Origin of the sequence: Campylobacter concisus, from assembly GCF_003048875.2 — a bacterium.
GTDB lineage: Bacteria > Campylobacterota > Campylobacteria > Campylobacterales > Campylobacteraceae > Campylobacter_A > Campylobacter_A concisus_AU.
The window spans coordinates 1,183,624-1,196,074 of record NZ_CP049264.1 but is presented as its reverse complement, the minus strand read 5'-3'; the positions used below and the strand labels follow the sequence as shown (position 1 = coordinate 1,196,074).

Here is a 12,451-nt window from a genome sequence, read left to right as displayed (position 1 = left end):
TTGGCTATTTTACCTAAAATTGCAAGTTAAACGAAAAGTTACCGCATTATTTGATATAATCTTGCCCATAAAATCAATTTTTTAAAGGATTTATATGAAAAAATTTTTGTTTCCAGCAGTTTTAAGTTTAGCTGCAGCTGTCACTCTAAACGCAGCAGTAGTTGCAACAGTTGATGGCGATGCTATAAACGATAGCGATATCTCAGCACTTTTATCAGCAGCTATGCCAGGTTTTGACGCTAGCAAGCTTCAACCAAATGAGAAAAAACGTATAATCGACGATCTAATCAATAGAAAACTTCTTTTAAAAGACGCAAAAGCGACAGGCATTGAAAAAGATGTTGATTACATCAAGGCTGTAAAAGCTGCACAAGAAGGTATCGCAGTTGAGCTTTATATGAGAAAACTATTTGACGGTATAAAAGTAAGCGATAGCGATTTAAGAGATTTTTACAACAAAAACAAAGCTAGCATGAACCAACCAGCTCAGGCAAGAGCAAGACATATCTTAGTTGAAGATGAAAAAACAGCAAACGACATAATCGCTCAACTTAAAAATTTAAAAGGCGAGGCTCTAACTAAGAAATTTGCAGAGCTAGCAAGCCAAAAATCAATCGACAAAGGCTCAGCATCACATGGTGGCGAGCTTGGCTGGTTTGGTCAAAGCCAAATGGTAAAACCTTTTGCAGACGCTGCATTTTCAATGGCTAATGGCACAGTTTCAACAAAACCAGTTAAAACTCAGTTTGGCTACCATGTTATCTTAAAAGAAGATGGTAAAGCTGCTGGCACTGTAAGCTTTGAACAAGCAAAACCAGAGATCGAGCAAGCTGTAAAAATGGAGAAATTCCAAGCTGCTGTTAGACAAAAAAGTGAAGCTCTACGCCAAAAAGCAAAGATAGAATACAAATAAAATTTGGAGGATAAAATGGGCGTTTTAGATATCGTAAAACCTGGTGTTTTAAGCGGAGATGATGTAACAAAACTTTATGCTTATGCCAAAGAGCAAGGTTTTGCAATACCTGCTGTAAATGTCGTAGGCAGCGACTCGGTAAATGCTGTTTTAGAGGCAGCAAAGGTTGCTAACTCGCCTGTTATCGTTCAGTTTAGTAATGGCGGTGCAGGTTTTTACGCTGGTAAAGCCTGCGAAAACGCTGCCGTTCTTGGTGCGATCGCTGGAGCAAAGCATGTTCATCTGCTTGCTAAGGCTTATGGCGTGCCAGTCATTTTACACACTGACCACGCCGCTAGAAAGCTTTTGCCTTGGATAGATGAGCTAGTAAAAGCAAGTCATGAGTATAAAAAAACTCACGGCGTGCCACTTTTTAGCTCTCACATGCTTGATCTTAGCGAAGAGAATATCAACGAAAATTTAAGCACGTGCGAGAAGTATCTAAAAGAGCTTAGCGAGCTTGGCATCAGCCTAGAGATCGAGCTAGGCGTCACTGGTGGCGAAGAAGATGGCGTAGATAACACAAGCGTTGATAACGCACTTCTTTACACCCAGCCAGAGGATGTCGCGCTTGCTTATGAAAGACTAAGCAAGATAAGCGATAAATTTAGCATCGCGGCTAGTTTTGGCAACGTCCATGGTGTCTATAAACCAGGCAATGTCGTGCTAAGACCAGAAATTCTTAAAAACTCACAAGCCTATGTCGCTAAGAAATTTAACACAAAAAGCGACAAGCCAGTAAATTTTGTATTTCACGGCGGAAGTGGCAGCGAGCTAAAAGATATCAAAAATGCTGTAAGTTACGGCGTTATCAAGATGAACATTGACACCGATACACAGTGGGCTTTCTGGGACGGCGTGCGTGAGTATGAGGCTAAAAATAGAGCATACTTGCAAGGGCAGATCGGCAACCCAGAAGGCGATGACAAGCCAAATAAAAAATACTACGACCCAAGGAAATGGCTAAGAAGTGGCGAGGAGAGCATGGTTAAGCGTCTTCAGACTGCTTTTAGCGACTTAAACTGCCTAAATAGGAACTAATCCTATGCAAAATCAAAATGATTTTAGTGAGCTAAGCGTGCCAAAAGAGCGCCAAGCTCACTCTTTCTTTGTCTTTTTTAAAGTTATCTTTATCCCTTTAGCCATCTATGTCTTGGCAATACTAGCGTATCTTGGCGTTATAAATTTTCAGATGAAGCTTCACACCATCGTGATGATGGGCGTTATACTCTTTGTGGCTTTTATATTTTCACGCCATAGCGCCTTAGTGGCTTACTCAAATTTCTTAGCAAATGCCAAAGACTACAAGGTAAGGCTAAAAGAATTTATCATCGCTCATCTCTTTGAAATTTCAAGTGTCAAAAAGGCAAACGCTAAATTTGAAGATTTTTTCGAGAGCTATACAAAAAATTTTAGAAATGACAACCTAGCAAACATCGGCCAAGCAGTCTTTCCTATGCTTGGAATTTTGGGCACATTTATCAGTATCGCTATCTCTATGCCAAGCTTTAGCTCAAGCACCGCAAACGGCCTAGAAAAAGAGATCGCTATACTGCTAAATGGCGTGGCTACGGCGTTTTATGTATCGATATACGGCATATTTTTAGCACTTTGGTGGATGTTTTTTGAAAAGATCGGCATTAGTAAATTTGAGAGATTTTACAGCGAGCAAAAAGAGTTAAGCCGTGAGTTTTTCTGGCAGGAAAATGAGCTAAATGCAAATTTCATGAAAGCAAGTGTAGGCTACTTTAAAGATAGTCACGATGCTTTTAAAATGGTGCTTGATGATAAATTTGTAAAAGAGCTAAGCGAGCAGACAAATGAGAAATTTAACAGTCTAAAAGAGCTTTGCGAGGTTGAGAAAAATATCATCAATCAAAGCAAGGCAGAACTTAGTGCAAGTTTAAAAATGCTAAATGAATCTGGGTTAAAACAAGATGAATTTGTAAAAATCCACTCCGATATATTAAAGGCAGTTGGCGCGTTTTCTAATGCCTTTAAAGATATGGAGGTTAAAATTTTAACCGAGCATGCAAAGCTTGGCGAAATTTTTAGTAGAAATTTAAACGCTACAAAAGAGAGCCAGCTTAAATTCGAGCAGACTATCAAGAGTTTTGACGCCATTTTAAAAGAATTTTCTCTCTCTTTGATGAAAGAGCAAAACGAGGCACTAAAGGCATTTAGAACCTCGCTAGTGGAGAGTGCGACGATATTTAAGGCAGCGTATGAGCAAGAGGGCAGGAGCTTGGAGCGTGAAAAAGAGCGCGAGAGCCTCATTGCTGAGCTTAAGAAGAACATAGACGAGATCGATAAAGAAGCAAATTCTGTAATAGAAAAAATCGAAAATCTAGTGCAATGAAAATAGACAAAAATAACGAAGATCAATCGAGCTTTTGGGTTTCGTACGCAGACTTGATGGCGGGTCTGCTCTTTGTTTTTATGTTGCTAATCGGCGCTGTCGTCGTAAAATACGTCCTAACTCAAAACACTCTTGAAAATAAAGAGCAAGCTATCATCACAGCACTGGCAAATTTAAAAGACGCCCAGGGTAAGAATTTCACCCTCGAAGAGCTAAATGATGCCCTAAAAAGCGAGCTTTCAAAGATAAGCGACGAAAACATAAATTTAAAAAAATCAAATGAAATTTTTGTCATCCAAATAGACGCCCTAAAAGAAAAACTAGCCCAGCTCATAGATGAAAACAAGGACGCAAATGCGAGCATAAAAGAGCTAAATGCTAGCATTTTTGATCTAAATCAAAAGATGATCGTGCTAAATGATGAAATTTCATCAAAAGATAGAGCGCTAAGCGACGCAAACGAGAGCAGCGAGAAAAATTTAGCCAAGATCGCCTTCTTGCTCGAGCAAGTGAGCAAAAAAGAGGCTAGATATGACGAGCTTTTAAGGGACTTAAACGTCACTCGTGATAGGGTCAAAAACCTAACTGGCATAAGGGTAAAAGTGATCTCCGCCTTAAAAAATAGGCTAGGATCTAGCATCGAGATCGATCCAAACTCAGGCGCGCTAAAGCTTAGCTCCTCAGTGCTTTTTGATAAAGGCAGTGCCATCTTAAAAGAAGAGGTCAAAGAAGAGTTAAAAGCCACACTTAGTAAGTATTTTGACGTGCTTTTAAATGATAAAGAGATCGCCTCAAACATCGATCAGATCGTGATCGAGGGCTTTACGGATAGTGACGGAAGCTACATTTACAACCTAGAGCTTTCGCAAAAAAGAGCCTACGCGGTGATGGAGTTTATAAACTCATTTAGCGATGACGCGCGCCTTAGAAAGTTGCTTGTCGCAAGTGGCCGAAGCTACAACGAGCTAGTTTTTAAAGATGGAGCCGAGGATAAGGACGCTTCAAGGCGCATAGAGATCAAATTTTCACTCTCAAACAAAGAGGCTATCAATGAGATAGAGAAATTTTTGGAGTTTAAGGGTGATTGATAAAATTCGCTTAAGAGGGCGAGAATTTTGGCTTTTAAGAGATGACCTGCTAGGCGAGTTTAACGGCAACAAAGCAAGAAAGCTGGAGTATTTTTTAAAGGCCGATCTTAGCGGCATCAAAGCCATCGTATCTCACGGCTCAAGTCAGTCAAATGCCATGTATAGCCTAAGTCTTTTTGCCAAGCTAAAAGGGCTTAAATTTTACTACGTCGTCTCTCATCTAAGCTCAAATTTAGAGCAAAATCCAGTTGGAAATTTCAAATTTGCACTTGAAAATGGTATGGAAATTTTTGTAAAAGAAGAGCGTGAGAAATTTGCTAAAGAGCTAGCAAAGAGCCAAAATGCGCTCTTTATAAACGAGGGCGTAGCGCAGAGTGAGGCTGAACTTGGCTTTATCACGCAAGCAAATGAGATAAATGAGTGGAGCAAAAAAAGTGGCATAAGGCCTGATATCTTTTTGCCCTCAGGCACTGGCACAAGCGCATGCTATCTGGCAAAGCACACCGATCTTAGGGTTTTTACGGCCCCTTGCGTAGGGGATAGCGACTATCTAAAAAAGCAAATTTACGAGCTAGATAAAGATAGCAAAGTGCAAATTTTAAATCCCCCAAAGAAGTATCATTTTGGAAATTTATACCCTGAGCTTTATGAAATTTGGCTTGAAGTGTGCAAAAGTGGCGTAGAATTTGACCTAGTCTACGACCCAGTGGGCTTTATGACGCTTTTTGCAAATTTAGACAAGCTTGGGAGCGAAATTTTATATATCCACCAGGGCGGAATTTTAGGTAACATTACACAAAAGCAAAGATATGAGAGAAAACTAAAAATAAAGGATCATAAATGAAGTTTTTACACAGCAGCGACGCTGACTTTGAGAGTAAATTTTCACAGCTTGTTAGGCGAAGTGACAATGATATGAGTGCCGTGATGCCAGTGGTTACAGGCATCATAGACGAGATAAGAAAAGATGGTGATAGCGCGCTTTTTGCACAGATAAGCAAATTTGATAAATTTAATGTCACAGGCAAAAACGACATAATAATCGACGTAAAAGAGATGGAGGCTGCCTACAATTCGCTAGATAATGCCCTAAGAGTGGCTCTAAATTTAGCCAATGATAGGATAAAAAGCTATCACGAGCGCACAAAACCAAGCGACTGGACCTATAAAGACGAGCACGACATCTTGCTTGGTGCTAAATACACTCCGGTTGATCGCGCTGGTCTTTATATCCCAGGCGGTAAGGCTGCATATCCTAGCTCACTTCTTATGAATGCCATCCCAGCAATCGTAGCTGGCGTAAAAGAGATCGTTGTCTGCACCCCAGCGCCAAATGGCAAGGTAAATCCTCTACTTCTTGCTGCGATGCATCTATGTGGTATCAAAACAGCCTTTAAAATAGGCGGTGCAAGCGCGATCGCAGCGATGGCTTACGGCACAGCAACCGTGCCAAAGGTCGATGTCATCACAGGACCTGGCAACATCTACGTAGCGACTGCTAAAAAGCTAGTTTATGGCGACGTAAATATCGATATGATCGCAGGTCCAAGCGAGATAGGCGTGATCGCTGATGATAGTGCTGACCCTCGCCACATAGCGATCGATCTACTCTCACAAGCCGAGCACGACGAGATCGCAAGTGCCTTTTTGATAACGCCAGTGGAGGCCTTTGCAAGGGCAGTGCAAAGACATATAGAGGACGAGCTAAAAACTCTAAAACGAGAACCAATCGCTAGTGCTAGTATGAGAAACAAAGCCGCTATCATCGTCGCAAAAGACCTAGAGGAGTGCTTTAAGCTGATGAACGAGCTTGCTGTGGAGCACCTAGAGATCGCTACAAACGACGCTTTGAGCTATATGGACGAGGTAAAACACGCTGGAGCGATATTTTTTGGACACTTCACACCTGAAGCGATGGGCGACTACATCGCAGGACCAAACCACACCTTGCCAACTGGCGGAAGTGCGAGATTTTACTCACCGCTTGGAGTTGAAAATTTCATGAAGCGAAGCTCTATCATCTCAGTTAGCAGAAAAGGCATCATGCATCTTGGCAAACCATGCATGCAGCTAGCCGAAGCCGAAGGACTAACAGCCCATAAAAGATCAATCGCCGTGAGGTTAGAGGATTAAAAAATGAAATTTGATTTTAGAAAATTTAAAATTTTCTAAAATCTTTTTAAAAATATTTTTTGCTTTAAGAAATATTTTTGCAACTTTTTATGAAATTTATAGTAAAATCCGTCTCAAAACTATTAAAAAGGAGTTGATATGAAGTTAGGAACTTATACTGCAAACCAGGCTTCAGGAAACTATTATTTAGATCAAGCTAAAAATAGCGAGAAAAAGGCGCTAAACGCCATCTCTGCAAATAGCGAGATCAAAGCATCAGGTGCAAATTTGCAAATCGCAGAGAGCTTACTTTCGCAAACAAATGTCCTAAATGAGGGCATGGCAAATGCAAACGATATGATCGGTATGCTTCAGATCGCCGACTCAACGCTTTTAAATTTAAGCGAGAGTGCGGATAAGATCGGCGAGCTATCAAGCAAGCTTTCAAACCCAGCTCTTTCAGCGAACGAGCAAAAGGGCATAAAAGGCGAGATAAATGCGCTTAAAAATGCGATGAGCGACAGTGTAAAAGAGGCTAAATTTAATGGCAAAAACGTTTTTGACGCCGAACTTGGCTTTTTCACAGGTGATGGCACAAAAAATATAAATTTAAGCACAAATGCTCTTTTAAATGTTAAAGAGGATGGCTCAAATTCTGGCGATATCTTGAAAAACATAAATTCACTTCGCTCAGAGATCGGCTCGACACAAAATGCTGTATTTAAGGGCATGAACGCTCTAGCTGCTAGAAGTGTAGCAAATGCTAATAGCGTAGAGAGCCTTGATAGCAGCGATATAGCAAAGAGCTTGGAAGAAAATTTACAAGCAAATTTAAAACTACATGCTGCCTCTTTGGCTAAAGCTCACGACACTACGAGCTTGGCTGCAAAACTAGATAAACTTCTAGGCGAATAAATTTTTACCGGTCTTGGGGCCGGTAAAACTCTCTTTTTTTATTTCTACTTTTTTAACTTATACAACATATTTGTAAATTAAATTTTTATGCTTTTTAGTTATTGTTTTTGGAATTTAGTTTAAATTTTGTAGCTAATGTGTTCTTAAAGAAATAATTTTTATAGCAAGTGTGCCCTCAAAACGAAGGTTATATTAATTATGCTTAAGATAAGAGCTATATGCAATGTTTAAAACAATTTTTGAATATGGATGCTATAAATTTTTCAAAGAGAAAGCCCTTTAAAGGGTATAGACGCTAATACTTTACCAAAAGAAAAGCTGTCTAAATAAGAGTATATACACCAAAGTAGGGCAAATATACAAAAATATTAAATTTTTACTTGTATCTTTTGGTGCTTTGGTCGCAAGGATAACTTAATTATAGACTAGAGAGTAATTTCAGAAATTTATAGAGTTTAGGCGCAGATGCCCAAAAGGTTAGGGCTTGTTAGCCCTCGATGTAGTTTTTGAGTTTTCTACCAACTTTTGGGTGTTTTAGTTTCTTGATGGCTGAGCTTTCTATCTGGCGGACGCGTTCACGAGTGACGTTTAGCGCCTTGCCGATCTCTTCAAGTGTGCGGTCACTCTCATCTTCAAGCAAGCCAAATCTCATCGAAATAACCGCTTTTTCGCGCTCATTTAGCTGCGAAAGCACATCATCGATCTGCTCTCTAAGGTCACTTTTTAAAATTTGATCTATCGGTGATAGTGAAGTTTTGTCCTCGACAAAATCTCCAAATTTACCGTCTTCTTCGTTTGCGATCGGAGCTTCAAGGCTGATAGGCTCTTTTGTGATCTTGATTACCTGTTTTACCTTATCGACGCTTAGTCCGACCTCTTTTGCGATGACGCTTACATCAGGCTCTTTTCCCTCTTCTTGGAGGTATTTGCGGTTGATTTTGTTGATGCGGTTTATCGTCTCTATCATGTGGATAGGTATCCTAATCGTCCTTGCCTGATCAGCGATCGCGCGCGAGATAGCCTGGCGGATCCACCATGTGGCGTAGGTTGAAAATTTATAGCCTTTTCTATACTCAAATTTATCAACCGCCTTCATAAGGCCGATGTTGCCCTCTTGGATGAGATCTAAAAACGGCAAGCCCCTGTTCGTATAGCGTTTTGCGATACTTACGACTAGACGGAGGTTTGACTTAGCCATTCTAGCTTTTGCTTCATCTGAAATTTTCTTTCCACGCTTGATCTGCTCTAAAATCTCTTTTAGTCTTGCTGGCTCAAGGTCAAAGCCCTGTTTGCTAGCCTCTTTTGTCGTAAAAAGCTTTTTGATCTCGACATAGGTTGAGACCATCGTAGCCTCTGGCACGCGAGCCGCGATCTCTTCTTTACTAAGTTTGATTATATCTTTTAATATGCTTTTGTGATTTTTCTTTAGCTCGTCACTAAACATCGGCAAGCGATACTCCAAGCGTTTTAGCTCTCTGTCAAATTCGTCGTCGCTTTTAAGAGCCGTTTCCATTGATTTTACGATCTCGCTGATTAGCTTACTTGTTGGACCAAGATCCATCAGCTTCTCTTTTAAAATTTTCTTTTTAAACGCAAGCGTCATCTTTGAAGCTGTGTCGTCGCTTTCAACTTTATCTTGCTTATTTGCGGTCTTTAGCCACTCTTTTTTAGCCTTTTCAAGGGCTTTAAAGCTCTCTATAACTTTTTCTGCACGCTTGTCGTTTTTGGCTGATTTTTTAGGAGTTTCGTTCTCTTCGTTCTCCTCATCCTCTTCGTCTATGTCCTCTTCGCCATCTTCATTTTCATTTTCGCTTTCATCCTCAAAGCTTTTAAAAAGCTCTTTTACACGGCGCTCTCTGTTGATAAGTGGCTCTTTGTAATCAAGTATGAAATCTATCAAAAATGGCACCGAGCAAAATGCATCGATGATGATATCTTCGCCAAGCTCGATCCTCTTGCTGATCTCGACCTCTTCTTCTTTTGTAAGAAGCGCGATCTGACCCATTTCTCTTAGATACATCCTTACTGGACTATCTGATCTTGACCACTCTAAAAGATCGCTCTCTCCTGAAAGATCGAGGTCTTCGTCGATATCTTGGTCACTTTTTTGAGCATTTTCTTGACGTTTTTTAGCATCGGCTAAATTTCTAAGTTTTGCAGCCTCAGCAGATGTGATGAGCTGGACTTTGTTTGTTTTTGCTAGTTGTTCTATCTTTTTTACTACCGTAGCCGTTGGAGCTTTGTCTAATAATTTTACTAATTTTTCGTATGTCAAAAAGCCTTTTGCATTTTCAACAAAAAGCTCTTCTACCTGAGAAAAAGAGTCTTTTGCGGCGCTCATAAATTTCCTTTCAAATCGTATCATTGTGATTTAAGTGTTGGTTAAAAGAAAGTGGATTATACCCAAAATTTTTTAAAAGTGTATAAAAAGAAAGTTGGAACGATGATTGCTTAGTGATTCTAAAAAATCAAATTTTGATTAGGAAAATTTATGCAAAATGGTTATTATCAAGCCACTGCTGGCATGATAACGCAGTTTAACAGACTAAATGTCATCTCAAACAACCTTGCAAATGTAAATACGATCGGCTACAAGCGAAACGACGTAGTTATCGGCGACTTTGCGAGAATTTTTAAAGAGACGCAAGATGAGCTTCCGCTTAAAAATCACACAAAAGACGGAGCTAAATTTCTAAATAGAACGCTTGATCGTGTGCCACAAGTGAGCGAAGAATACACCGACTTTAGCGCTGGCGGCTTTAAATACAGCTCAAACACGCTTGACTTTGCGATAAAAAGAGACGATGCCTTTTTCTTAGTCGATACTCCAAATGGCGTAAAACTAAGCAAAAATGGCTCTTTTAGCCTTGACGCAGACGGCTACATCGTCACAAAAGAGGGTTACAGGGTGCTACCAAGTGGCTATGAAGCGCAAAATCCAGGTCAAAGAGGCATCCAAGTGCCACAAGGCGAGGTGCTAACTGCTGATAAAAATGGAAATTTATACTCAAACAACAATCAATTTTCTAAATTTTACATCGCTCAGCCAAGAGAGATAAGGGATCTAAAAAAGGTCGGCGATAATCTCTTTGAGAGTAGAAATTTTGACGATATAACCGAGCTTGACGAGGCTGACAGCGTGATGCAAGGCTACGCTCAGATGTCAAACGTAAATCCAGTCTTAGAAATGGTGGGTCTAATAGAAACCCAGCGCTTAGTTGATATGTATCAAAAGGTTATGACAAGCCACATGACTGACCTTAACCAAGATGCTGTTCAAAAACTAGCCCTAAAAGCTTAATAAAAGGATAAAACTATGATGAGATCACTTTACACTGCGGCCACTGGCATGATTGCCGAGCAGACGCAGATAGACGTAACCTCACACAACATCGCAAACGTAAATACCTATGGATATAAGAAAAATAGAGCTGAATTTGCTGATCTTATGTATCAAGTCATGGAGTACGCAGGCACGGCTACTAGCCAAACTACTACAAGCCCGACAGGCATCGAAGTAGGCCTTGGCGTGCGCCCAACAGCGATAAATAAAATTTTCTCTCAGGGCTATTTTAAAGAGACTAGCAACAACCTAGATATGGTAATAGCTGGCAACGGTTTTTTTCAAATTCAACTCCCTGATGGCACGACGGCTTACACTAGAAACGGCGCATTTAAGCTTGACGCAAACGGCACGATCGTAAATAGTGACGGCTATCAGCTCATCCCGCAGATCACTGTCCCTGCAAATGCGACGCAAATTTCAATAGGCACAGATGGCACCGTCTCAGTGCTTCAAGCTGGCGAAACCGACATGGCTCAGATAGGTCAGATCGAGCTAGCAAATTTCATAAACCCAGCCGGTCTTCACTCGATGGGTGATAATAACTACCTTCAAACAAGCGCTAGCGGCGATGTGGTGGTAGGTGTAGCAGGCCTTGACGGACTTGGCACCATTAGACAAGGCTTTGTCGAGATGAGTAACGTGCAGCTAGTTGAAGAGATGACTGATCTTATCACTGGTCAGCGCGCATACGAGGCGAACTCAAAGGCGATAACTACGAGTGATTCGATGTTAGAGATAGTAAATGGACTTAAAAGGTAGGTAATATGGACGCGACTTTGGCTATTGTTGGACTTATACTCGTTGCTTTTACGCTTGATGTTTTTTACTTTTCACATAAGACCCCAAAGGGCAAGGGTCCCAAAAGTCAGGTGCATTAAATTTATAGAGCATTGTAAATTTGGCAGTCTTCGTCGTTGCCTAGCTCGCAGGACTTGCCAAAGTATTTTTTGGCTAAATTTTTATCGCCTTTTGCTTCAAAATAGATAACCCCAAGGTTGTGACAACCATCGCCAAAGTCCATTTCGCAAGCTTTTGTGAAGAGTTTGCTAGCTCTTTTTTGATCTTTTTCTACGTATTTTCCGCTATAAAGCATCATACCAAGGCTATTGCAGCCAGCAGCATGACCCAGATCGCAGCTTTTTTCAAAGAGCTCTTTTGCCTTTTTGGCATCTTGCTCTACGCCATTTCCGTCATAGTATAAAAGCCCAAGTCCGTAGTATCCGTCGCCATCTTTTAGCTCGCAAGCTCTTAAAAATAGCTCTTTTGACTTTTGATAGTTTTTATCTAGCGTATAGACAAAGCCAAGTCTAGCGCATCCAAAGCCGTCGTTTAGCTCGCAGCCCTTTTGGTAAAATTTGGCTGTATTTTTGTTATTTACATCTTTTATGTAATCCATGTCGTAGAGCATGCCCACGCTACTGCAAGCGCCTGCGTGTTTTAGCTCGCAAGCTTTTTTGTAAAACTCGCCCGCTTTTTGGTAGTTTTTGCTCTCCTCAAATTTATTACCAAGTTCAAAGCAGCTTTTAGCCTCTTTGTTTTCGCACCTAGACTCAAGCTCTTTATGTTCTAAATTTGCGCCCCACAAAAGCACCGCAGAGGTTAATAATAAAACGATCTTTTTCATTGCCTGCCTTTTTAAAAAATTAAATAAGTTTAGATAAAAAGCTTTAAATTTATAG

Annotated in this window: 11 protein-coding genes; 9 read left to right on the top strand and 2 right to left on the bottom strand. The window is 40.5% G+C overall.

All coding sequences use genetic code 11. The features are described 5' to 3' along the window. Nucleotides 1–94: 94 nt before the first annotated feature. The 7 genes from CVT07_RS06005 (at nucleotide 95) to CVT07_RS05975 (ending at nucleotide 7,426) form a co-directional block, all read left to right on the top strand. Nucleotides 95–913 carry a peptidylprolyl isomerase gene (locus CVT07_RS06005; RefSeq protein WP_107935805.1) on the top strand — a complete coding sequence of 273 codons (819 nt, stop codon included), beginning with the start codon at nucleotides 95–97 and terminating at the stop codon, nucleotides 911–913. Between the two features lie 15 nt (nucleotides 914–928). Beyond that, nucleotides 929–1,993 (top strand): class II fructose-bisphosphate aldolase, encoded by a 1,065-nt coding sequence (gene fbaA, locus CVT07_RS06000; protein ID WP_009294115.1) that lies wholly within the window; start codon nucleotides 929–931, stop codon nucleotides 1,991–1,993. Nucleotides 1,994–1,997: 4 nt separating this feature from the next. Then, the gene (locus CVT07_RS05995; protein ID WP_107935807.1) at nucleotides 1,998–3,311 is read left to right on the top strand and encodes a MotA/TolQ/ExbB proton channel family protein; all 1,314 of its coding nucleotides are present in this window, start codon (nucleotides 1,998–2,000) and stop codon (nucleotides 3,309–3,311) included. Then, the gene (locus CVT07_RS05990; protein WP_107935809.1) at nucleotides 3,308–4,399 is read left to right on the top strand and encodes an OmpA family protein; all 1,092 of its coding nucleotides are present in this window, start codon (nucleotides 3,308–3,310) and stop codon (nucleotides 4,397–4,399) included. The genes CVT07_RS05995 and CVT07_RS05990 overlap by 4 nt, the downstream gene beginning before the upstream one ends. After that, nucleotides 4,392–5,243, top strand: coding sequence for a pyridoxal-phosphate dependent enzyme (locus tag CVT07_RS05985; RefSeq protein ID WP_107935811.1), 852 nt, complete (start codon nucleotides 4,392–4,394; stop codon nucleotides 5,241–5,243). The genes CVT07_RS05990 and CVT07_RS05985 overlap by 8 nt, the downstream gene beginning before the upstream one ends. Next, nucleotides 5,240–6,532, top strand: coding sequence for a histidinol dehydrogenase (gene hisD / locus CVT07_RS05980; RefSeq protein WP_107935813.1), 1,293 nt, complete (start codon nucleotides 5,240–5,242; stop codon nucleotides 6,530–6,532). The genes CVT07_RS05985 and hisD overlap by 4 nt, the downstream gene beginning before the upstream one ends. A gap of 138 nt (nucleotides 6,533–6,670) precedes the next feature. Then, nucleotides 6,671–7,426 (top strand): flagellin, encoded by a 756-nt coding sequence (locus tag CVT07_RS05975; RefSeq protein WP_196375709.1) that lies wholly within the window; start codon nucleotides 6,671–6,673, stop codon nucleotides 7,424–7,426. Between the two features lie 487 nt (nucleotides 7,427–7,913). On the opposite strand, the gene rpoD is transcribed toward CVT07_RS05975, so the two are convergent. Beyond that, on the bottom strand, nucleotides 7,914–9,767 hold the full coding sequence (gene rpoD / locus CVT07_RS05970) for an RNA polymerase sigma factor RpoD (RefSeq protein WP_107935815.1): 1,854 nt from the start codon (nucleotides 9,765–9,767) through the stop codon (nucleotides 7,914–7,916). A 150-nt stretch (nucleotides 9,768–9,917) separates the two neighbouring features. On the opposite strand from rpoD, the gene CVT07_RS05965 reads away from it, so the two are divergent. After that, the gene (locus CVT07_RS05965) at nucleotides 9,918–10,727 is read left to right on the top strand and encodes a flagellar hook-basal body protein (protein WP_107935817.1); all 810 of its coding nucleotides are present in this window, start codon (nucleotides 9,918–9,920) and stop codon (nucleotides 10,725–10,727) included. A gap of 15 nt (nucleotides 10,728–10,742) precedes the next feature. Beyond that, nucleotides 10,743–11,531, top strand: a complete 789-nt coding sequence (gene flgG, locus CVT07_RS05960) for a flagellar basal-body rod protein FlgG (protein ID WP_002942100.1) — start codon at nucleotides 10,743–10,745, stop codon at nucleotides 11,529–11,531. A gap of 121 nt (nucleotides 11,532–11,652) precedes the next feature. Here the strand turns inward: flgG and CVT07_RS05955 are convergent, their stop codons facing one another. Then, nucleotides 11,653–12,396 (bottom strand): tetratricopeptide repeat protein, encoded by a 744-nt coding sequence (locus CVT07_RS05955; RefSeq protein ID WP_159071293.1) that lies wholly within the window; start codon nucleotides 12,394–12,396, stop codon nucleotides 11,653–11,655. Between the last annotated feature and the right edge of the window lie 55 nt (nucleotides 12,397–12,451).

Excerpts from the sequence above, each read along its gene's own strand:
- CVT07_RS05995 (WP_107935807.1), top strand. The coding sequence starts at position 1,998 with ATGCAAAATCAAAATGATTTTAGTGAGCTAAGCGTGCCAAAAGAGCGC.
- CVT07_RS05990 (WP_107935809.1), top strand. The coding sequence starts at position 3,308 with ATGAAAATAGACAAAAATAACGAAGATCAATCGAGCTTTTGGGTTTCG.
- flgG (WP_002942100.1), top strand. The coding sequence starts at position 10,743 with ATGATGAGATCACTTTACACTGCGGCCACTGGCATGATTGCCGAGCAG.
- CVT07_RS05965 (WP_107935817.1), top strand. The coding sequence starts at position 9,918 with ATGCAAAATGGTTATTATCAAGCCACTGCTGGCATGATAACGCAGTTT.
- CVT07_RS06005 (WP_107935805.1), top strand. The coding sequence starts at position 95 with ATGAAAAAATTTTTGTTTCCAGCAGTTTTAAGTTTAGCTGCAGCTGTC.
- fbaA (WP_009294115.1), top strand. The coding sequence starts at position 929 with ATGGGCGTTTTAGATATCGTAAAACCTGGTGTTTTAAGCGGAGATGAT.
- CVT07_RS05975 (WP_196375709.1), top strand. The coding sequence starts at position 6,671 with ATGAAGTTAGGAACTTATACTGCAAACCAGGCTTCAGGAAACTATTAT.
- hisD (WP_107935813.1), top strand. The coding sequence starts at position 5,240 with ATGAAGTTTTTACACAGCAGCGACGCTGACTTTGAGAGTAAATTTTCA.
- rpoD (WP_107935815.1), bottom strand. The coding sequence starts at position 9,767 with ATGAGCGCCGCAAAAGACTCTTTTTCTCAGGTAGAAGAGCTTTTTGTT.
- CVT07_RS05955 (WP_159071293.1), bottom strand. The coding sequence starts at position 12,396 with ATGAAAAAGATCGTTTTATTATTAACCTCTGCGGTGCTTTTGTGGGGC.